The organism is Micromonospora sp. NPDC023888 (genome assembly GCF_040639415.1).
Classification (GTDB): domain Bacteria; phylum Actinomycetota; class Actinomycetes; order Mycobacteriales; family Micromonosporaceae; genus Micromonospora.
The window spans coordinates 83,724-103,748 of record NZ_JBEZZW010000024.1; the positions used below are offsets into that span (position 1 = coordinate 83,724).

General features: G+C 71.2%; 19 protein-coding genes and 1 pseudogene. 9 read left to right on the forward strand and 11 right to left on the reverse strand.

Annotated elements, in window-relative coordinates:
* Positions 1-117: 117 nt before the first annotated feature.
* From AB0F61_RS21450 to AB0F61_RS21470, 5 genes are all read right to left on the reverse strand, one after another.
* Positions 118-1,218: a Gfo/Idh/MocA family oxidoreductase gene (locus AB0F61_RS21450; RefSeq protein ID WP_357812284.1), complete on the reverse strand. Its 1,101-nt coding sequence runs from the start codon at positions 1,216-1,218 to the stop codon at positions 118-120.
* A complete protein-coding gene (locus AB0F61_RS21455; protein WP_357812286.1) occupies positions 1,188-1,898 on the reverse strand; it encodes a ThuA domain-containing protein in 711 nt (236 codons plus the stop codon). Before AB0F61_RS21455 ends, AB0F61_RS21450 begins: the two co-directional genes overlap by 31 nt.
* 261 nt (positions 1,899-2,159) lie before the next feature.
* Positions 2,160-3,653, reverse strand: a complete 1,494-nt coding sequence (locus AB0F61_RS21460; RefSeq protein WP_357812288.1) for an RICIN domain-containing protein — start codon at positions 3,651-3,653, stop codon at positions 2,160-2,162.
* A 52-nt stretch (positions 3,654-3,705) separates the two neighbouring features.
* Positions 3,706-5,145, reverse strand: coding sequence for a glycoside hydrolase family 43 protein (locus AB0F61_RS21465; protein WP_357812290.1), 1,440 nt, complete (start codon positions 5,143-5,145; stop codon positions 3,706-3,708).
* A gap of 36 nt (positions 5,146-5,181) precedes the next feature.
* On the reverse strand, positions 5,182-6,717 hold the full coding sequence (locus AB0F61_RS21470; RefSeq protein ID WP_357812292.1) for a family 43 glycosylhydrolase: 1,536 nt from the start codon (positions 6,715-6,717) through the stop codon (positions 5,182-5,184).
* A 238-nt stretch (positions 6,718-6,955) separates the two neighbouring features.
* Here AB0F61_RS21470 and AB0F61_RS21475 point away from each other — a divergent pair, with 238 nt between their 5' ends.
* The 3 genes from AB0F61_RS21475 to AB0F61_RS21485 all read left to right on the forward strand — a co-directional run bounded on the left by AB0F61_RS21475 (position 6,956) and on the right by AB0F61_RS21485 (position 10,134).
* Positions 6,956-7,438, forward strand: a complete 483-nt coding sequence (locus AB0F61_RS21475; RefSeq protein ID WP_357812293.1) for a hypothetical protein — start codon at positions 6,956-6,958, stop codon at positions 7,436-7,438.
* Positions 7,439-7,543: 105 nt separating this feature from the next.
* Positions 7,544-7,930, forward strand: coding sequence for a hypothetical protein (locus AB0F61_RS21480; RefSeq protein ID WP_357812294.1), 387 nt, complete (start codon positions 7,544-7,546; stop codon positions 7,928-7,930).
* Positions 7,927-10,134: a tetratricopeptide repeat protein gene (locus AB0F61_RS21485; RefSeq protein ID WP_357812295.1), complete on the forward strand. Its 2,208-nt coding sequence runs from the start codon at positions 7,927-7,929 to the stop codon at positions 10,132-10,134. The genes AB0F61_RS21480 and AB0F61_RS21485 overlap by 4 nt, the downstream gene beginning before the upstream one ends.
* Before the next feature lie 57 nt (positions 10,135-10,191).
* Here the strand turns inward: AB0F61_RS21485 and AB0F61_RS21490 are convergent.
* The 5 genes and pseudogenes from AB0F61_RS21490 to AB0F61_RS21510 all read right to left on the reverse strand — a co-directional run.
* A pseudogene (locus AB0F61_RS21490) lies at positions 10,192-10,311 on the reverse strand (ATP-binding protein); the annotation flags it as partial.
* Positions 10,312-10,434: 123 nt separating this feature from the next.
* The gene (locus AB0F61_RS21495; RefSeq protein ID WP_357812297.1) at positions 10,435-10,839 is read right to left on the reverse strand and encodes a hypothetical protein; all 405 of its coding nucleotides are present in this window, start codon (positions 10,837-10,839) and stop codon (positions 10,435-10,437) included.
* A gap of 108 nt (positions 10,840-10,947) precedes the next feature.
* Complete coding sequence (locus AB0F61_RS21500; RefSeq protein WP_357812299.1) at positions 10,948-11,823, reverse strand: endonuclease/exonuclease/phosphatase family protein; 876 nt, start codon at positions 11,821-11,823, stop codon at positions 10,948-10,950.
* A gap of 152 nt (positions 11,824-11,975) precedes the next feature.
* Positions 11,976-12,992 (reverse strand): ATP-binding protein, encoded by a 1,017-nt coding sequence (locus AB0F61_RS21505; protein WP_357812301.1) that lies wholly within the window; start codon positions 12,990-12,992, stop codon positions 11,976-11,978.
* Positions 12,985-13,680: a response regulator transcription factor gene (locus AB0F61_RS21510; RefSeq protein WP_357812303.1), complete on the reverse strand. Its 696-nt coding sequence runs from the start codon at positions 13,678-13,680 to the stop codon at positions 12,985-12,987. The genes AB0F61_RS21505 and AB0F61_RS21510 overlap by 8 nt, the downstream gene beginning before the upstream one ends.
* 160 nt (positions 13,681-13,840) lie before the next feature.
* On the opposite strand from AB0F61_RS21510, the gene AB0F61_RS21515 reads away from it, so the two are divergent.
* Positions 13,841-14,920 (forward strand): NAD-dependent epimerase/dehydratase family protein, encoded by a 1,080-nt coding sequence (locus AB0F61_RS21515; protein WP_357812305.1) that lies wholly within the window; start codon positions 13,841-13,843, stop codon positions 14,918-14,920.
* Here the strand turns inward: AB0F61_RS21515 and AB0F61_RS21520 are convergent.
* The gene (locus tag AB0F61_RS21520) at positions 14,892-16,238 is read right to left on the reverse strand and encodes a hypothetical protein (RefSeq protein ID WP_357812307.1); all 1,347 of its coding nucleotides are present in this window, start codon (positions 16,236-16,238) and stop codon (positions 14,892-14,894) included. The genes AB0F61_RS21515 and AB0F61_RS21520 overlap by 29 nt on opposite strands.
* 157 nt (positions 16,239-16,395) lie before the next feature.
* Here AB0F61_RS21520 and AB0F61_RS21525 point away from each other — a divergent pair, with 157 nt between their 5' ends.
* The 5 genes from AB0F61_RS21525 (at position 16,396) to AB0F61_RS21545 (ending at position 20,024) form a co-directional block, all read left to right on the forward strand.
* Positions 16,396-17,073: a glycosyltransferase family 2 protein gene (locus tag AB0F61_RS21525; RefSeq protein WP_357812309.1), complete on the forward strand. Its 678-nt coding sequence runs from the start codon at positions 16,396-16,398 to the stop codon at positions 17,071-17,073.
* Positions 17,070-17,750 (forward strand): DUF2064 domain-containing protein, encoded by a 681-nt coding sequence (locus AB0F61_RS21530; protein ID WP_357812311.1) that lies wholly within the window; start codon positions 17,070-17,072, stop codon positions 17,748-17,750. Before AB0F61_RS21525 ends, AB0F61_RS21530 begins: the two co-directional genes overlap by 4 nt.
* 137 nt (positions 17,751-17,887) lie before the next feature.
* Complete coding sequence (locus AB0F61_RS21535) at positions 17,888-18,445, forward strand: methyltransferase domain-containing protein (RefSeq protein ID WP_357812340.1); 558 nt, start codon at positions 17,888-17,890, stop codon at positions 18,443-18,445.
* On the forward strand, positions 18,442-19,590 hold the full coding sequence (locus AB0F61_RS21540) for a molybdopterin-dependent oxidoreductase (RefSeq protein WP_357812313.1): 1,149 nt from the start codon (positions 18,442-18,444) through the stop codon (positions 19,588-19,590). Before AB0F61_RS21535 ends, AB0F61_RS21540 begins: the two co-directional genes overlap by 4 nt.
* A complete protein-coding gene (locus AB0F61_RS21545; RefSeq protein ID WP_357812315.1) occupies positions 19,587-20,024 on the forward strand; it encodes a hypothetical protein in 438 nt (145 codons plus the stop codon). The genes AB0F61_RS21540 and AB0F61_RS21545 overlap by 4 nt, the downstream gene beginning before the upstream one ends.
* Position 20,025 lies beyond the last annotated feature (1 nt).

Consider the following 20,025-nt stretch of genomic DNA (forward strand, 5'->3'; position numbering starts at 1 on the left):
GCTGACAGCCAACTCCTGCGGGCAGACACCGACACGTCGCCTGAGGGTTTGAACGGTGACATCGGAGTTAAGAATCGGGGTCGCCCACCCGTCGCGACGGCTGTCTCCAGGTGCGTGTTACGCCTTCCAGTCCTCCACCGGGGTGAGCGGAACGGGTGCGGGCCGCTCCACCACCGTCGTCAGCTCGATCCGCCTACCCTCGGCCGCCGACCGGAGCAGGGCGGTCATCGTCTCCAGCACGTGCAGCGCGACGTCGCCACCAGCGCGGGCCGGACGCTGCCCGTCGGCTCTGACCAGGTCGATCAGGCCGATGCCGCGGGACGAGCCGGCGTAGCCGGCCTGCGGTTCGAGGACGCGCCATTCGGTGCCGCCGAGCGGGAAGAGGCGGACCTCACCGTCGAAGTAGTTCGGGTCGGGCACGGCAAGGGTGCCGGTCTCCCCTCGTACCTCGATCGGGTCGGCCGTCGTCGTGACCCCGTCGAAGCTCGTGGTGATGGTGGACAGAGCACCGTTGGTGTGTTCGAGCACGCCCGTGACGTGGGTGTCCACCTCCACCGGAATCCGCTCGCCGGTCCGGGGACCCGAGCCGATGACACGCTCGTCGCGCAGGCGACTGGCGGCTCCGACCACCGCGCGGACCGGTCCGAGCAGGTGGACGAGCGCGGAGATGTAGTACGGCCCCATGTCCAGCAACGGGCCGCCGCCGGGGGCGTAGTAGAAGTCGGGGTTGGGATGCCAGCGTTCGTGCCCCGCGGTGACCATGACGGCCGACGCGGACATCGGGCGTCCGATGAGCCCGCCGTCGATCGCCGCCCGCGCCGTCTGCGTGCCCGTGCCCAGGACGGTGTCCGGCGCGCACCCGACGCGCACACCGGCCGCCGCGGCCCGGTCCATGATCGAGCGGCCGTCCGGGAACGTCACGGCGAGCGGCTTCTCGACGTAGACGTCCTTGCCGGCGTCGATCGCGGCCAACGAGATGTCGGCGTGCGCCGCGGGGATCGTGAGGTTGAGCACCGTCTGCACGTCCGGGCGGGCGAGCAGCCGCTCGACGCTCGTCGCCTCGGCGCCGGGAATCGTGGCGGCGACCGCGGCCGACCGGGCGTCGTCGAGGTCGGCAAGTGCGGCGATCTGCACGGCGGGGTGGTTGGCGAGGGTGTCCAGGTAGGCGCGGGAGATGACCCCGAGACCTACGACGCCGACGCGGTGCGGGTCGCCCACACCATCCCCCTCTCGATGACGGTACGCACGCTCGGGTGCTCCAGCACGTCCACGCTGTGCCCCGGGGTCGTCACGACGATGCGCCCGGCACCCCAACGTCGGGTCCAGATCGCCGGTGAGGTGACCGGCCGGTGCCACGGATGCCACGCCTGCGTGGGGTGGGTCGTCACGGCCAGTACGTCGATCAGGTCGTCGTGCAGCACCCAGTACTGCTCGGTGACCAGGTCGAAGTCCTCGACGCCGGCGGTGATCGGGTGCTCCCGACCGAGGTCGGTGACGCGTACCGTGTGCGGCAGGAAGTTGTCCTCCGCGCCACCGTGCCGCTCGCAGGGCTCCTTGCCCGGGTGGGTCGCGAACTGTCCACCCACCAGATGCAGGTATTCCGAGGACGCGCGGAACGAGTCCACGATGCCGCCGTGCCAGCCGGTGAACCCCGTGCCGGCGCTGACCGCCGCGCTCAGGCCCGCCGACTGGGCCGAGGTGATCTGCGACATCGTCATGCACTGCACGACGAGGTCGGTGTCGGCCATCTCGGCGGCGTCGGCGTAGATCTCCGTCGACTCCTCGACCCGTACGGCATAGCCGCCACGTTCGAGGAAGGGAATGAACAACTCGGTCGCCTCGACCGGCTGGTGCCCCTCCCATCCGCCCCGAACCACCAATGCTCTCCGCTGCGTCACCCTCGCTCCCTCCCACGGCCCGCCGCCGCCGGGCTGGCGCTCCCAACCCGCGACGTACCGCCGATACCCGTGCTTGTCGGGCACCGAAACCGTACTCGTGGTTGCCGCCAAAGCCGACCTTGGTAGGGCTCCGGATTCCACAGTGCACGGGACCGGACCGAGGCGGGGCACACCCGGTGCGGAAGGTCAGGACGGCGTCGGTGCGGCCCGCACACCTCGGTTTCGAGGCGTACGGGCCGCACCGCTGGATCCGTTGCTACCTCAGACGGCCGTGCGTGACCACTGCTGGTTGGTGCCGGTGTTGCACGTGTACTGCTTGAGGACCACGCCGTCCGCTGTCGACGCGGCCGGTACGTCCACGCACTTGTTGCTGTGTCGGGCCCGGAGCTGGAAGTAGCTGCCGTTGGCGACCATCTGGAACTGCTGGTTCGTGCCGCTGCCACAGGTGTACTGGACGAGTTCGGCGCCGTCGGCGGTCGACGCGCTCACCACGTCGAGGCACTTGCCGCTGTGCCGGCTGACGATGCGCCAGTAGCCGCTGCCGGCGTCCTGGAACTGCCACTGCTGCCAGGCGTTGCCGCCGTACGTGTACTGACCGACGCGCGCGCCGTTGTCGGTGTTCGGTTGCTGGACGTCCATGGCCTTGCCGCTGTGCCGCACGTCGAGCCGGTAGAACGTTCCCGTCGTGGGCGGAGGCGTCGTCGGGTCGCCGCCGCCGATGGTGTCGCCCCACGCGTACCGGATCCGGTCCGCGCCGGAGGTGTTGCGGACGGTCAGGTTGAGGTCGGTGCCGCTGCCGCTGAGGGCGAACATCGAGTACCAGTCGTAGCCGATGGTGCCCGTCTTGCCGCCGAGGGCGGGCCAGTAGGTGCCGCCCATCTGGTTGTCCCGCATGACCTGGGCCATGGCCCGGATGTAGCGCACGAAGTTGTCGGTGCTGCCCGCGTCGGCGTAGTTGCGACCGTCGTTCATCGGCGCGCCGAACTCGGTTGCGACCGCGCGGGAGGCGCAGTTGCCGAGGCGTTCCCGGATGTGGCTGCGGAAGGCGTCGTAGGTCATCGCGCCGTAGAAGAAGGCGTAGTAGTGGAACGACAGCAGCGTCGAGTTGAAGCGGCTGTCGTTGCAGATGTCGCGCAGGTCCTGGCTGAAGCCGGTGCCGCCGATCAGCACCCGGCCGGGCACCGCCGAGGTGTGGTAGCTGAGCCAGTTCGCGGCGACGTTGCGCCACTCCGTCGAGCTGTAACCGTGCGGCTCGTTCATCGGCTCGAAGTAGACGTTCGTGTTCGAGCCGTACGTGTTCGTCACGGTGGACCACATCGTGTTCCACGCGGCGAGATTCGTGATTCTGCCGCCGGAGGCGGCGGCGTCCTCCCAGTAGGCGAGGATGACCTTGAAGCCGCGGGCGGTGGCCGCGTCGATGGCGCCTCGGTAGGCCTCCCACCACGCCGTGCCCACGGTGTGGGTGTTGATGGGCAGCCGGACGGTGTTGATCCCCATGGTGGACGCCATGTCGTCGTAGAGGGCGTTGGCCTTGGCCCGCACCGTCGCGTTGCTGTCGGACATGCTCAGACCCTGCACGACGAGCGGGGTCGTCTTGAAGTTGTCACCCAACATGGCCCAGTTCATGCCTCGGAACTGGTTGGTGGCGGCGGCGGCGGGCGACGACGCGACGACGACCACGCCGCCGACCATCGCCGTCATGGCGGCCACCAGGGCGATCACCGTCCGGCGCAACGACCGGCTGATCCGTTCCATGCGATGTCCAATCACTAGATCGTGCCTCTCCGGGTTCGAAGGTGCAGAGAGTTCAGCTGGTCACGCGGAAGGTCGCGTCGGCACGGCCCTGCGCGTCGGTGACCGGGTCGAGCCGGAGCAGGTAGCTGTAGTGCCGCACGTATCGGTCCGGGTGGCTGTAGGACTGGAACGACGTCCACGACGAGTTCGCCAGGCCGGCGACCCGCCGGAAGGTGGCGTCGCCGGCGAAGGTGGCGCTGCCGTCGTTGGCTTCCAGTCGGAAGTCGAAACCGTAGTGGCGCAGGTAGTAGCCCGGGTAGTTGACCGACTGGATGGAGACGGTGCCGGAGCCGGCCAGGCCGGGCACCAGTCGCCACTGGCTGTCCTGGGCCGGGCTGACGTTCGGGTCGATGCGGACGTCGTAGTCGTAGTGCCGCACGTACCGGTCCTGGAAGTTGTACGACTGGATCCGGTTGACCGCGGTGGCGGGCCAGCGGGCGAGCACCCGGTCCTGTTCGGCGGCGGTCAGGTTGAGGATCGTGCCGTGCCGTTTCCTGGTGCCACCCATGGCGTACGAGCCGGACGCCGGCAGCCGGAAACTGCTCGGGCTCGACGGGTTGGTGGTCAGGACGGGCAGGTAGCCGCGCCCGGAGGAGTACTGGTCGAGGTAGAGGACCCACTCGTTGCGGTTGTTGTACTTCATCCACATCGGGCCCTCGACCTGGGCACCGGTCAGCCCGATGCCGGACAGGTTCCCGAGGCTCGTCCAGGTGCCGAGGATGGAGTTGCTGCCCTCGATGGCGATCTGACCGTCCCGGGAGGCCCGGACGTAACGGTAGGAGCCGACGCCGGCCGGCACCTCGACGATCTGGGTGTCGATGATCTCCTGATTGCCGGGTCGGTCGATGTAGACCTGCGGCGTGGTGATGCTGCGGAAGTTCGCCGTGCGGGCCGAGTAGATGCGGTGCTTGGTCGCCCCGTTGAGGGGGACGTTCGTCGCCCAGTAGAGGACGTAGTCGCCGGTGTCCGGGTTCCAGATCGCCTCCGGCGCCCAGGCGTTGCGTCCGTCCGGGATCGCGCCGGCGACGTTCAGCAACCACGGTGCGGACCAGTTGACCAGGTCGGTGGACTCCCACACGACGAGGTTGCGGCTGCCGTTGTTGATCGCGGTCGACCAGTCCTGGCCGCAGCCGATGCACAGGTCCGTAGCGATGATCCAGTAGCGGTCACCGTTCGGCGAGCGGACCAGCGCGGGGTCGCGCACGCCGCGGGTGCCGACCGTGGAACGCAGGACGAGCCCGCCGTTGTTGAGGTCCGTCCAGCGGAGACCGTCGGTGCTGTGGGCGAGGTAGATCTGTTGGTCGGTGGACGACTCGCCGGTGAAGTGCGCCATCAGGTAGCCGACGGTCGGGTCGATCGCCGCCGCCTGCTTCGGTGTCGCCGCCGACCAGGTGGTGAACAGCAGGCACGCGGTCACCGCAACCGCGCCGAGCCGCGCGAGGACTCTCGACATGTGTCTTTCTCCTTCGCGGAGGGACATCCGGGTCTGCTAGAGGGTCGGTACGACGGGACGGATGGTGCCGTCGGCGTTGAACTCCATCCGGTCGATGGCGGTCTCCCGGTTGGTGCCGTTGCCGGCCGGCACGGCGAACCGGTGGTAGGCGATGTACCAGGTGTCGCTGCCGGGTGCCCGGACCACGGAGTGGTGGCCGGTGCCTTTGATGCCGACGTCGAGCCGCTTCTGCAACACGACGCCGCGCCTGGTCCACGGCCCGAGGGGCGACGGGCCGGTGGCGTACGCGACCCGGTAGTCCTCACTGCGGGTGTCGTTCTCCGACCACATGAAGTAGTACTGGCCGTTGCGCTTGAACACGAACGGCGCCTCGTTGTAGCCCGACGGCGTGACGACCCGTACCTGCGCGGTGTCGAAGGAGACCATGTCGGTGTTCAGTCGCACGGTCCGCGCGACGCCCTGCCCCCAGTACAGGTAGGACTGCCCGTCGTCGTCGGTGAACACCATCGGGTCGATCGCCTGCCCACCGGAGAACTGGTCGCTACGGACGAGCGGCCGGCCCAGCGCGTCGCGGAACGGCCCGGTGGGGCTGTCGGCCACCGCGACACCGAGGTGTTTGGCGGTGTTGCCGCTGGCCGCGCCACCGCTGAAGTACAGGTAGTAGCGGCCGTTGGCGCTGGCCACCGCCGGCGCCCAGGCTGAGTTGTCCGCCCAGGACACGTCCGGGCCGTGGTCGAGGATCACCCCGTGGTCGGTCCAGTTGACGAGGTCGGTGGAGGAGAACGCCTTGTAGTAGGTGCCGGCCCAGCTCGCGTAGCCGTCGGTCGTCGGGTACAGGTAGTAGCGGCCGTTGAAGACGGCGAGGTGCGGGTCGGCGAAGAGGCCCGGGATCACCGGCCCCTTGGTGGTCCTGGGCGCCCACGGCGCGGCGAGGCGGAAGGAGCTGTCCGCCCGGAACGCGGCCGTGTCCTGGTACGCGTCGAGCCAGAGCGCGAAGTCGCGGTGCCGGATCCGCCGGTTCGGATAGTTGTACGAGGCCAGCGCCACCGATCCGGCGACCGAGCCGTCGACCGCGCAGAAGGTGGCGTCGGCACGGAACCCCGGGTCACCGGTGTTGCTGTCGATCCGGAGCCGGTAGTCGCGGTGCCGCAGAAACAGGCCCGTCTTGGTCTGGAACGAGTAGCAGGAGGGCGATGCCAGACCGTTGACCACTGTGAAGGTGGCATCGAGCTTGACCTGGTTGGCGCTGCTGGCGGTCACCGGGTCGAGCTGCCCGAGGTAGTCGATGTGCCGCACGTACCGTCCGGTCTGGTTGACCGCCTCCAGCGAGACCGCGCCGGTCGGCAGCGTGGCGGCCTGCGCCGGCCCGTCGGCGACCACCACGAGAGCGGCGGCGGCCACGGCGGAGAGCGCGAGAATCCGGATGCCGACGTACCCGTTGGTCCCGTAGCGCAGGCGCCACCGGCTGTCCGCCCTGCCGGTGTCGGCCCAGCGTGGGGTGGCCGCGCCGTCCGGTGGCGACGCCGGCCCGGTGGTCGATGCCGCTGGTGTTCGCCTTGGAACCACGGTCACGACTCCCCTTCCGGAATGTTAGCGTTAACAAGATCGACTCTTGCGTGGCTCGGGGTCTTCGCGGGTTTGGCTGGCGGGCAACGTGCCGCACGCGTCGCCACGCGGTACAGGCACAATGTGTTCTGCTCGTTAAGTTCGCGTTGCGTGACAGTGTTAGCGATCGCATCTGCGAGTGTCAAGGATCGACGAGCCTCGTTCGCCTTGATCCCGCCACCACGGCCGGCGCTATCGTTCTGACATGGTGCTCACGTCATCCGATGCCATCGGGGCCGCCTTCCTCGCGGACGAGCCGGCCGACGGCGTCGACCTCAGCCTGTTCGGACAGTTCACGGGCTCCTGGGCACTGGACTGCACCGAGTACGACCCTGACGGGTCCTCGGCCGTTCGACGAGGCGAGTGGCACTTCGGGTACGCGTTGGGCGGCCGGGCCACCACCGACGTCTGGATCCTGCCCGGCGTCGAACACGGCGTCAGCGTGCGATTCCCCGATCCCACAGCCGGGGCGGGCCTCTGGCGCTCGACGTGGGTGGGACCGGGACGGCGTCGGACGCACACCTTCCTGGCCTCCCGCGTCGGCGACCAGATCGTGCTCGACGGCGGCGACCTCCGCTGGACCTTCTCCGACATCGAGGCAGACGAGTTCCGCTGGCGCAACGAGGCACGGCAGCCCGATGGCACGTGGCGGCTCGACCAGACGTTCCGGGTGTGGCGGCAGACCTGATCCTCCGCACCCGGAGTCCGTCCCGCCACAGTCGCGCGGAGGTTGGCGCGTGTTCGTAGACTGACCAGCAGTAACCAGCGACATCGATCGTTATGGGGTGGAGGCATGGTGCCTCGTCGCGGGCGTGGGTGGCTGTGGGCCGGGCGCGTCACGTTCGGTGTGATCCTCGCTGGGTTGGTGGCGTACCTGGTGGCGGTGGGTGTGGACAAGGCCGACAAGCTGGCCAGTGCCATCAGCGTGGTGGTGGCACTGGTCGCGCTGGTCGCGCCGTACCTGCTGCCCGCCGCTGGATCAGGGGGTGCGTCGATGGTGGAGCCGGACCGGGTCGAGGACACGGGCGCGGCCCGCGCCACCGGCGGCGGCCAGGCGAACACGGGAGCGGACGTGGTCGGTCCGGACCGTCCGGCGCAGGTCGCCCGTTCCGGAGAAGCGACAGCTGATGGTCCTGGTTCCGTGGCCAACACCGGTGTTCAGCGCCGGCCACGGCCGTGACCTCACCGCTCGAACCGCCCGCCGCGGCCACGGTCACCGATTCCGGTGCCGCGACGGCCGACCGGGCTGGTGTCGCCAACACCGGCGTCATCCACGGCGATGTCCGGCCCGAGTTCCACGAACATCGCCACTACCCGCCCACGGCGGTGACGTGGCCGGTCCAGGTGGGGCAGCCACCGGCGTTGGCCTCGGCGTTCCAACCACGCCGGGCCGTGCGGGAGAGGATCCAGGACGCGCGTGACCACGGGGCCGACGTGGTGTTGACCCAACACGACGTCCGGCCGGCCCGGACGCGTACCCGGGTCCTCGCCGGTGAGGGCGGAGTCGGCAAGTCGCAGTTGGCGGCGTGGTTCGCCCACCAGGCCCAGGAGGAGCGGACCGCGGATCTGGTGGTGTGGGTGCCCGCGGGCAGCCCCGAGCAGATCATCACCGGCTATGCGCGGGCGGCGCTGCGCGTCGGCGCACCGGGAGCCGACGGCACGGAACCGGCCGCCGACGCCACCGCCTTCTGCGAGTGGCTGCACACCACCGACCGGACCTGGCTGATCGTCCTGGACGACATCACGGACCCGACCGACCTGATCGGCTGGTGGCCGCCGCACCGACCGACCGGGTGGACGCTCGCGACGACCCGCCGCCGCGACGCGGCCCTGTCCACCGGCGGCCGGCAGAGCATCGACATCGGCGTGTACAGCCCGAGCGAGTCGCTGGCGTACCTGACCGACCGGCTCACCGACGCCGGGTGTCCCGGCCTGCTCGGCGCGAGCGCGGGCGACCTGGCCGCAGCCGTCGGGCACCTGCCCCTGGCGTTGTCCCACGCCACCGCCTACATGATCGACCAGGCGGTCGGGTGCGCGGACTATCTGGCCCGCTACGCCACCGCCGCCGGGGTGGCCGAGGTGATGCCCGCCGGCAGCGACCCCGACGGCTACGGCCGACCGGTGACTGTCACACTCCTGCTCGCCCTGGACGCCGCCGACCAGGCCAACCCGGTCGGGCTGGCCCGCCCGGCCCTGGCGCTGGCGGCGCTGCTCAGCCCCGACGGCCACCCCGACGAACTGTGGACCACCGCCGCGGTCACCGGCTACCTGTCCGACCAGGTCGGCCGACCCGTCACCGCCGACCAGTCCGGCATGGCCCTGCGGACACTGCACCGGTACGGCCTGCTGACCCACACCCCCGCCGACGGTCCCCGCGCCGTGCGAGTCCACGCGCTGACCGCCCGCGCCAGCCGAGAAGTCAGCACGATCGACCCGGCCATCGTCGCCCACGCCGCCGCCGCCGCGCTGTTGCGGCTGTGGCCGGAAAACGACCACGCCACCACCGAGCTGGTCGCTGCCCTGCGTTCCAACACCAGCACCCTGGCCGGCCTCACCGGTGACCTGTTGTGGCACCCCGAAGGGCATCTGCTGTTGTGGCGGGCCGGTGGCAGCCTCCTGCGGTCGGGGCTGTATGCCCTTGCCGTCGAATATTGGCACCGCATGGTCGACGATGCGGTGCGGGTGCTGGGCGCCAAACACCCGCAAACGCTCACCGTCCGGGCCAACCTGGCCACCTCCTACCGACAGTCGGGCCGCACCGACGAGGCGATCACCATCGAGGAAGAGGTCCTCATCGACGCGGTGCAGGTCCTCGACGCCGAGCACCCGTACGCGATCGCCGCCCGGGCCAACTTGGCCGCCTCCTACCGACAGGCAGGCCGCACCGACGAGGCGATCACCATCGAGGAGAAGGTGCTCAACGATCGGCTGCGGGTGCTGGGCGACGAACACCGGGCTGCGATCCTTGCCCGGTCCAACCTGGCCGCCTCCTACCGACAGGCAGGCCGCACCGACGAGGCGATCACCATCGAGGAAAAGGTAGTAGACGACGCGGCGCGGGTGCTGGGCGACGAACACCCGGACACGATCACCGCCCGCGCCAACCTGGCCGCCTCCTACTACCAGGCAGGCCGTACCGACGAGGCCATCACCATGATGGAGAAGGTGGTCAGGGACGCGGTGCGGGTACTGGGCGACGACCACCCGTACGCGATCGTCGCCTGGGCCAACCTCGCCGCCTCCTATCGCCAAGGAGGCCGCACCGACGAGGCCATCACCATCATGGAGAAGGCGGTCAACGACGCGGCGCGGGTGCTGGGCGCCGACCACCCGGACACCGTGGTAGCGGTTGATGCGCTGCGGGCGTTGAGGGGCGAGGCATAGTTCGATCTCGCGGGCGTGAGCCGTGACGTCGACAGGTGCCGGTCCGCGACCGTGGCGTCAGGTGGTGGCGAGTCGGACCATGAAGTGGCAACCCTCCGGGGTGTTGCGCACCTCGACCCGACCCCCGTGCGCCTCCGCGAGGCCATGGACGATGGACAGGCCGAGCCCTCCAGCCGCAACGTCCCGACCGACTCGACCTGGCGGTCGTGGACCGCCGCCGGGGCATCGGCCTGCACCGGATCGCGCTGGAGGTGTTCACCTCGCATGAGCGCCCGCCCTGGACACGCTCGAAGCCCACCGCTAGCCCGCTATACCGCGAAACGGCCGCCCTTCCTCGATGGTCGGCAAGGCTGCGATTCTCTCGGTCCAGCGGTCGATGTAGATGGTCAACCAGTCGGTGTTACGCGCCGTGGTCAGCCAGTCCCAGGCAGCGTCGCGGATCTCCCGTTGGGCGATCATCTGAGTACCGTCGGCGTAGTCGAACGGGAAGCCGTCGACGATGTCCGACAGGTCCCCGAACAGGGGGTAGAGCTTGCCAACGCTCCCCTCACTGACCTCGCTGACCTCGGCATTCGGCTCGGTCAGTGCGCCCATCAGCTCCCCGATCACCAGCACCGAATCGTCTGCGCCCTTCAGCACGCGGTACATGTACTCATCGACGAGTTCGATCACAGCAGGCAGCGAAGCCGATACGGTGTCGGTCATGCTCGCATTGTCGTCTGCCGTGCGACCCGCGTCGCATCTGCCCCGGCAGCACGGAACGCCTCAGCCGGGAGCGGGCGCAGGACTCGTACCCGGCGGAGGGCGGGTGCGTCAGTTCTGGATGGAGAACATGGCTACGACACCGTTGTGGTCGGACCTGGTGCCACCGACGATCTCGTAGTCGGTCATCCACATCAGCTGGTGTTCGGGCAGCCGCTTCCAGAAGTAGACGTAGTCGATGTGCCGGTTGCCGTGTGTCCCGGTGCCCTTCTCGCCGTAGAGGTTGTAGTTGGAGCGCAGATTCGGCAGCTCGTTGGCCTCGAAGACCTGCCACGGGAACTTCGCGTACCCGTAGCTCCGGTCGGCGCTGAAATCGACGTTCAGGTCTCCGCTCACGATCACCTGACCCTCGTCCTGCTTGTCGACCGCCAGGTCCTTGAGGGCCTGGAACTGCGCCTCGGCGCACCGGGTGCGCGGCAGGTCCTCCGGCCGGCCGGCGGTTTCGATGTTGGCCACCGTGTGGGCGTTGAGGTGGGTCACGATGCGGCCAGTGGCCTTGTGCCGGTACTTGACCCAGTTGTTGTACCGCGCGGGCGGCACCTCGCCCGGGCCGTTGGTGTCACAGACGAAAATCGACCCCTTGTCGAGTACGTCGAACATGCTCTTCCTGGCGAGCAACGCTTCGCCGGCCTGGTTGGTCCCGCCCGGCGCGTACAACCACCAGCCGTTGTCGGCGGCCCAGCTCTCCAGGAACGCCTTGCGGGCACCGACCTCGTTGAGACCGACGAGGTCGGCCTTGGACGCGATCAGGTTCAGGTCGTGCACGAAATCGACCTGATTCAGCCCGTAGTAGATGTTCAGCGTGGCCGCCTTGAAGCCCACGCTCGCGGCAGCCGCCGGGGCCGCCGGCAGCAGAGCCGCCACCAGCGCGACCGTGCTCGCAAGGGCGCCCAGGGCGCGGGCCTGCCAGTCCGTTGTCCTGCGCATCGATGTCCCTCCGCACAACCCGCCGTCGGTGGCGGCCAACGCACCCTATCGATTCGAGTCGACGCGACGCCGAACGTTCGGTAACGAAGACCCGGACAGCCTCCGCCCCCGAGGGATGGGGTCGTTGTGGTGGACGGCGGCGTTCGTTTTCGTCAGGCGGTCGCGAGTCGGACCATGAACTGGCAACCCTCCGGGGTGTTGCGCACCTCGACCCGACCGCCGTGCGCCTCCACCAGGCCGTGGACGATGGCCAGGCCGAGCCCGCCGGACGCCCCGCCGTCGCCGGGGCCGGGCGTGCGGGCCGGTTCGCCACGGAACGCGATGTCGAACAGCCGGGGGAGGTCGGCCGGGGGGATGCCACCGCAGGTGTCGGCGACCGACAGCCAGGCGTGGTCCTCCTCGTGGCCGGCCTCGATGCGTACGGTGCCGTCCTCCGGGGTGTAGCGCACGGCGTTGAGCAGCAGGTTGGCCACGACCCGAGCCAGCTCCGGTTCGCTCGCGGCAACCGTCGGCCACCCCGACTCGCTGGCGATCAGCTTGATCCGGCGGGCGTCGGCCAACGGGGTGGTGCTGGCCAGCGCGTCCGACACCACCTCGCCGAGCGGCACCGCGGTCAACGACAACCGCAGCGCTCCCGCGTTGATCCGGGACAACTCGAACAGGTCGTCGACGAGTCGGGTCATCCGGTCGGTCTCCAACCGGATCCTTCGGTGGTATTCGTCGACGGTGTCCGGATCGCGGACCACCCGGTCCTCCAGGGCCTCCGCCATGGCCCGTAGCCCGGCGAGCGGGGTACGCAGGTCGTGGGAGACCCAGGCGACCAGGTCGCGTCGGCCCTTCTCCAGGTGCCGTTCCCGTTCCCGGGCCTGGTCGCGCCAGACCGCCGCGCGGGCCAGTCGACGGCCGAAGTGCCCGCCGACGGCGAGGCTGACCACCGCTGCCGCCGAGACGGTGATCAGCACCACCTCGAGGTCGTGGGCGGAGAGGAACATCGCCTCCGCGACCGCCAGCACCCCCACGGCGACGGCGACCACAGTGGTGGCGAGCAGCACGCTGAGGTGCACGGTGATCGAGCTGCGCCGAAGCGCGCGCAGCAGCAGTGCGCCGGCGAGCCCGACGCCCAGTGCCGCGCCGAGGGCGATCGCGAAGATCAGCAGCAGGTCACGCATCGGCTGGCTCGTACCGGTAGCCGACGCCCCACACGGTCACGATCCGCTGCGGATCGGCCGGGTTGCCCTCGATCTTCTCGCGCAGTCGGCGTACGTGCACGGTCACCGTGGAGTGGTCCCCGAAGTTCCAACCCCAGACCTGCTCCAGGAGTTCGGCCCGGCTGAACACCCGGGACGGATGCCGCATGAGGTGGACGAGCAGGTCGAACTCCCGCAACGTCAGCGTCAGGTCGGCACCGGCGAGACGGGCGGTCCGGGAGGTGGTGTGCACGACCAGGTTGCCGTCGGTGATCGCCTCGGGCCGCTCGGGTGGCGGCCCACTGGCGGCGCGACGGAGCACCGAACGGACCCGGAGCACCAGTTCCCGGGGGGAGAACGGCTTGGTCAGGTAGTCGTCCGCGCCGAGTTGCAGCCCGAGGATCCGGTCCGACTCGTCACCCCGCGCGGTCAGCATGATGATCGGGATGCCATCCGGCCGCGCCCGCAGCTCCCGGCACACCTGGAGGCCGTTGATCCGGGGCAGCATCAGGTCGAGCACGACCAGGTGCGGTGCCTGGCGCGCCACCGCCGCAAGCGCCACCGCCCCGTCCCCGGCGTGGCTCACCTGGAAGCCGTCGTGTTCGAGGTATCGACAGATGACGTCACTGACGGTCTGGTCGTCGTCGACCACCAGCACCCGCTGTGTCACGAACGTCCCCCGTTCCGGCCCGGCGACCTGCCCCCGACCTGTCCATCCGCCCAGCGTAGCCAGGCACCGGGTGCCGACCGCACCGGCGAAACCTAACGAGGTTCTTACGGCCGCGCGGGCCAACCGGTACGGGCGTGCGCGGGGTCATACGGTGACCCGAATGCGGATACTTGTCACAGGTGCTGCCGGGTTCATCGGCTCCCACGTCGCCGACCTGCTCGGCGAGGACGGGCACGAGGTGGTGGCCCTCGACGCGCTCCTGCCGGAGGCGCACGGCGCGACGGCACCGCCCTGGGCGCAGCGGCACGACCTCGTGGTCGGCGACGTGCGCGACGGTGAGCTGCTGACCCGGCTGCTCGCCGGGGTCGACGCGGTGTGCCATCAGGCGGCCATGGTCGGCCACGGCGTCGACCCGGCCGACGCCCCCCGGTACGCCGCGCACAACGACCTCGGCACGGCCACCCTCCTCGCGGCGATGCACGCCACCGGCGTACGCCGCCTGGTGCTGGCCAGCTCGATGGTGGTCTACGGCGAGGGCCGCTACCACTGCCCGGCCCACGGGATCGTCCGCCCGGCCGGCCGCCGGGCCACCGATCTGGCCGAGGGCCGGTACGAGCCGACCTGCCCCCGCTGCGACCAGGTGCTCTCCCCCGGTCTCGTGCCCGAGGACGCGCCGCTGGAACCGCACAGCACGTACGCCGCCACCAAGCTGGCCCAGGAACACCTCGCCGGCGCCTGGGCCCGGCAGACCGGCGGGTCGGTCTGGGCGCTGCGCTACCACAATGTCTACGGGCCGCGGATGCCCCGCGACACCCCGTACGCCGGGGTGGCGTCGATCTTCCGGTCGGCCCTGGCCGCCGGGCAACCGCCGCGGGTCCTGGAGGACGGCCGGCAGCGGCGCGACTTCGTGCACGTGAGCGACATCGCCGCGGCCAACGTGCTGGCCCTCACGACGGCGGCTCCGGAGCCCCTCGTCCCGGTCAACGTCTGCTCGGGTGAACCGCACACCGTCGGCGAGCTGGCCCACGAGCTGGCTTCGGCGATGGGCGGGCCGTCGCCGGTCACCGTCGGCGGCGGGCGGGTGGCGGACGTCCGGCACGTCGTGGCCGATCCGGCCCGCGCCGCCCGGCTGCTCGGTTTCACCGCCCGCGTCGGCTTCGCCGCCGGCGTCGCCGACTTCACCACAGCGGTGATGCGAGAGCCGGCCTCGGTCAGGACACCGTCCACAGTAGGTGGTTGACGGCGAGAGCCGTGCCGGCCTGGGCCACCAACCACCACCGCCGGTGCCCGCCGGGCAGGTGCGCGGTGGCGACCAGCAGCCAGACGGCGAACGGTAGCCAGATCCGCTCCACCTCGGCCTTGCTGAGCCCGGACAGGTCCGCCGCGAGCACGGCCACCGCCGCCGCGATGGGCAACCACACGGCGGGTCCGGCGCTGACAATCCGCTGCCGGAGGGCCGTCGGGAGCGGTGGCCGGATCGACACGGCGGCCACCGCCCGGCGCAGCGCCGGCCCGACCACCGGCCCGGCCGAGAGCAGCAGGGCGGCGAGGTTCGCCCAGATCCAGTAGCGGTACGGGCGTTCCGCCGCCCAGCCCTGGTAGTACCGACGTGCCACCAGGTGGTAGCCGTCCAGCCACCAGAAGCCGGCGACGCTGAACCCGACGACAACGGCCACGACCGCCGCCGCCGCGACCAGGAGCACGCCCAGGCGGTCCCGTGCCCGCAGCAGCACCACTGTCAACGCGAGCACCCCGACCAGGACGAACCCGTACGACAGGTAGAGCGCGAAGCCGAGCAGCAGCCCGCCCACCACGGCCCCGGGCCGACCACCCGCCGCCAGCAGCGCCAACCCGGCGGCGATCACGGCGGCGAACATGCCGTCCGCGGACGCGCCCACCCAGACCGCCCCCGGGAGGAGGACCAGGAACGGCCACACCGCCCGAGCGGCGTCCTCGGCGCCGAGCGCCCGCAACGTCACCGGAACCGACACGGAGACCGTGGCGCCGAGCACCACGCACGCGAGCCCGGCAGCCGTCCCGCCGCCCAGGCCGATCCGCTCCAACCCCACGAAGAACAGCAGCGCTCCCGGTGGATGACCGGCGGTGTGGGTGGACCACGAACCGGGCTGGAAATCGAGGATCCGATCGGCGAAGCCGGCAAGCATGCCGCCCACATCCGTCACCCGGGGCACCTCGTGCAGGTACTCGGCCTGCACGGTGAGCCGCTCGGTCAACCCGGCGGACCAGCCGTCCACCAGGGCCAGCGACAGCGTCCAGAGCACCGTGGCGAGGTAGCCGACGACAAGCAGCCGCGGCCACCGCGCGGTGGTGCCCCAGCGCGTGCCCCGCCAGACGAACAGCGCCGCGACGAGCAGCGCGACGGGAGTGCCGGGGCCCAGATGCGGCTGCCATGTGGCGTAGAGCGGGGCGGCGTCCGCGTGGAGCCGTACGCCCCGGTGGTTCAGCAGCACGCCGACGGTGACGGCCGCGGCGAGCAGGGCCACCTCCGCGCCGAGGACGATCAGGTCGGCGGACCGGGGTCGTCCCGGCCGGGTCATCATGGTCATGGTGACGGCCGACGATACGACCTGCGACCAGGCATTCGACAGCGCGACGGGTGGGACGTCAGGGACTCGTAAGATCCCTTGCCGCGTAAGCGATTCGTAAGGAGCGACAGCGGTCCGGACGGCCGGTGGCGGGCCTAGCGTCGCCGGTATGCACACAACGATCGACGTGGTGCTGCCCTGTCTGGACGAGGCGGCCGCACTGCCTGTCGTACTGAGCGGGCTGCCACCCGGCTACCGGGCCATCGTGGTGGACAACGGCTCCACCGACGGCTCGCCGGCAGTCGCCGCCGAGTACGGGGCCCGGGTCGTCCACGAGCCGAGACGCGGGTACGGCGCGGCCGTGCACGCCGGCCTGCTGGCGGCGGACGCGGAGCTGGTCTGCGTCCTCGACGCGGACGGCTCGTTCGATCCGGCCGAGTTGCCCAGGCTCGTCGCGGCGCTGCTCGACGGTCGGGCGGATCTCGCCGTCGGGCGGCGTCGACCGGTCTCGGCGGATGCCTGGCCGTGGCACGCCCGGATGGGAAACGCGCTTGTCGCCGCGCTGCTGCGGCGTCGCGGTGTGCCGGTGCACGACATCAGCCCGATCCGGGTGGCCCGGCACGCGGCGCTGTTGGGACTCGGCGTGCAGGACCGCGCCTTCGGCTACCCCCTGGAGTTGCTGCTGCGCGCGGCCGAGGCGGGCTGGCGGATCCTCGAGCTGGACGTCGCGTACGCGCCCCGGGCCGCCGGCACCCGGTCGAAGGTCTCCGGGTCGGTCCGGGGCACGGTGCGGGCGAGTAGGGACTTCGCCGGGGTGTTGCGCGCCGGTGTCGGCGGTGGCCGGTGAACGTCCTGCTCCTGGTCGCGAAGGCGCCTGTCGCCGGGCTGGCCAAGACGCGCCTCTGCCCACCGGCGAGTCCCGCCCAGGCGGCCCGGGTCGCGGCGGCTGCGCTGTTGGACACCCTCGCGGCGGTACGCGCCACCGCGGCGACCATTCCCGTGCTGGCCCACGCCGGTCGGTTCGCCGATGCCGAGCACAGCGCGGAACTGACAGCCGCGCTGGCGGGCTGGCACCTCATTGCACAGCGCGGCGGCACGTTCGCCGACCGTCTCGCGAACGCGCACGCCGACGCGGGCGCGGCCTTCCCCGGCCGGCCGGTGCTACAGATCGGCATGGACACGCCGCAGGTCCGGCCGGCCCTGCTCACCACCGCCCTGGAGCTGCTCGCCGAACACGGGTCGGTGGTCGGGCCGGCGCTCGACGGCGGCTGGTGGGCCCTCGGTTTACGTGACCCGGCGTACGCGAACGCCTTGCGCGACGTGCCCATGTCGACCGAGGACACCGGTCGCCGTACCCTCGCCGCTCTCCGGAAGCACGGCGTACGCCCGGCGCTCCTGCCGACCCAACGGGATGTCGACGACTGGCCGAGCGCGCTGGCGGTCGCGGCCGACCTGCCCGGCACCCGGTTCGCGGCCGCCGTCGCGTCGGTGGGCGGCCACCTGGTGAGCGGACGCCTCAGGTGACGTCGACGATCAGTCTCGACGGTTTCGCCGTGGTGCTGGGCGGACTCGACGGGTGGCCTTCCAGGCAGGACGCCTGCGCTACGCCGATCGCCCCGTTCGAGCACTGGCTGGTGCACACCGACGGGCGACGCGACCTGTTGCCGGTATGGCGCTGGCACGGCCCACCCGAACCGGCGATCGAGTCCATCGCCGCCCGCTGCGACGGGCCGACGATCGATCTCGGCTGCGGTCCCGGCCGGCTGACCAGGGCACTCGCCCAGCGCGGTCTCGTCGCACTGGGGGTGGACATCTCCGCCGAGGCGGTCCGGCTGACCCAGGGCCGGGGTGTGGTCGCCCTGCGGCGCGACGTCTTCGACCCACTTCCCGGCGAGGGGAGGTGGGCCCACGCCCTGCTCGTCGACGGCAACATCGGCATCGGCGGTGACCCGGTCCGGCTGCTGCGCCGGTGCGCCGCCCTGCTCGCGGCCGACGGGACGCTTGTGGTCGAGGTGGAACCCCCGGGAGCCGGGCTGTGGCAGGGACACGCGTACGTGCTGTCCGGGGCGTCCGGCGACGGGGGCCGCCCGGGGCCGGCGTTTCCCTGGGCACGGGTCGGGGCTGACGTGGTGGCAGGTACCGCCGCCGCTGCCGGCCTACGGGTCGCAAGCCGTCTCCGGTTCGGCAACCGCTGGTTCGTCGAGTTGGTGCGCCGGTGATCCGCCGGCCCCGCGTCCCCGCCCCCGAGGACTTCACCGCGCCGTCGCACTCACCACTTGTCGCCGCCCGGCTCGGCCTCTGGCTCGGAGTGGCGTTCGGGTTGTGTTTCGGCACCGGACTGCTCAGCCACTACCTCCAGCACCCACCGGGGTGGTTCACCTGGCCGACCCGACCGGTGAACCTCTACCGGATCACCCAGGGTGTCCACGTGCTCTCCGGCGTCGCGGCGATCCCGTTGCTGCTTGCCAAACTGTGGAGCGTCTACCCCCGGCTGTTCGTCCGGCCGCCCCTGCGCCAGCCGATCCGGTTGTCCGCCCACGCCCTCGAACGGATCTCCGTCCTGGTGCTGGTCTGCGCCGCGTTCTTCGAACTGGTCACCGGCCTGTTCAACGTCGCCCAGTCGTACCCGTGGGGGTTCTTCTTCCCGACGGCGCACTACGCGGTCGCCTGGCTGGTGGTGGGCGCGTTGTTGCTGCACGTCGCGGTGCAGCTCCCGGTGGCCCGCGCGGCGCTGGGCACGCCACTGCGGCCCAGCGCCGGCGGGGGTGACGACCGGGACTCGTCCGGACGGCGCGCGTTCCTGCGTACCTCGGCGGGTGTCGCCGGCATCGCGGTGCTGTCCACCGCCGGGGTCACCGTCGGGTGGTTGCGTCGGGTGTCGCCGCTGGCGTGGCGGTCGGCGTCCGGACCGCAGGGCGTACCGGTCAACCGGACGGCCGCCGCCGCGCGCGTCGCCGTTCCACCGGACTGGCGGCTGGAGATCGTCTGGCCGGGCGGGCGGTACGCCCTGTCCCTGGCCGACCTGGCGGCCCTGCCGCAACGCACAGCGGAACTGCCGATCGCCTGCGTCGAGGGCTGGAGCGCGTCCGCCCACTGGACCGGCGTGCCCGTCGCGGACCTGCTCCGCCGGGCCGGCGCACCCACCGGCCGGCCGGTTCGCGTCACGTCCCTGGAGACCGAGGGCCTGTACGCCGCGAGCACCCTCCCCGCCGCCCATGCCGGCGACCCGCTGACCCTGCTGGCCCTGCGGATCAACGGCGAGGAGCTGTCACCGGACCACGGGTACCCCTGCCGTCTCATCGCGCCGAGCCGGCCGGGTGTCCTCCAGACCAAGTGGGTGGCCCGGTTGGAGGTGTTGCGGTGAGAAGCGTCCGACTGCTGCTGCTCGTGCTCGGCGGGGCCGCGGTGGGGTACGGCGGTTGGCTGCTCCTCCCCCAGCTCGGCCCCACAGTGCCGTGGCTTCTCGGCGGTCCGCTGCTGCACGACGTCCTGGTGGCACCGCTCGTCGGACTGGTCGGGCTGGCGCTGGGCCGACTGGTGACGGACCGGCTGCGCCTGGCGTGGATCAGCGCGGGCCTGCTGGGCAGCGCCACGTTGCTGCTGATCGCGGTGCCCCTGCTGTGGCGACCGCCCTCGGCACCGCCGAACCCCGGCCTACCGGACCGCGACTACCCGCTGGGGCTCGCCGCCGGGCTGGCCGTCGTCTGGGCCGTCATCGTGATCGTGCTGCTCGTCGCCACAGTCGTCGGCCGGCGCGGCCGTTCTGAGTTGGCCCCACCCGCTTCCCAGGAGACGTGAG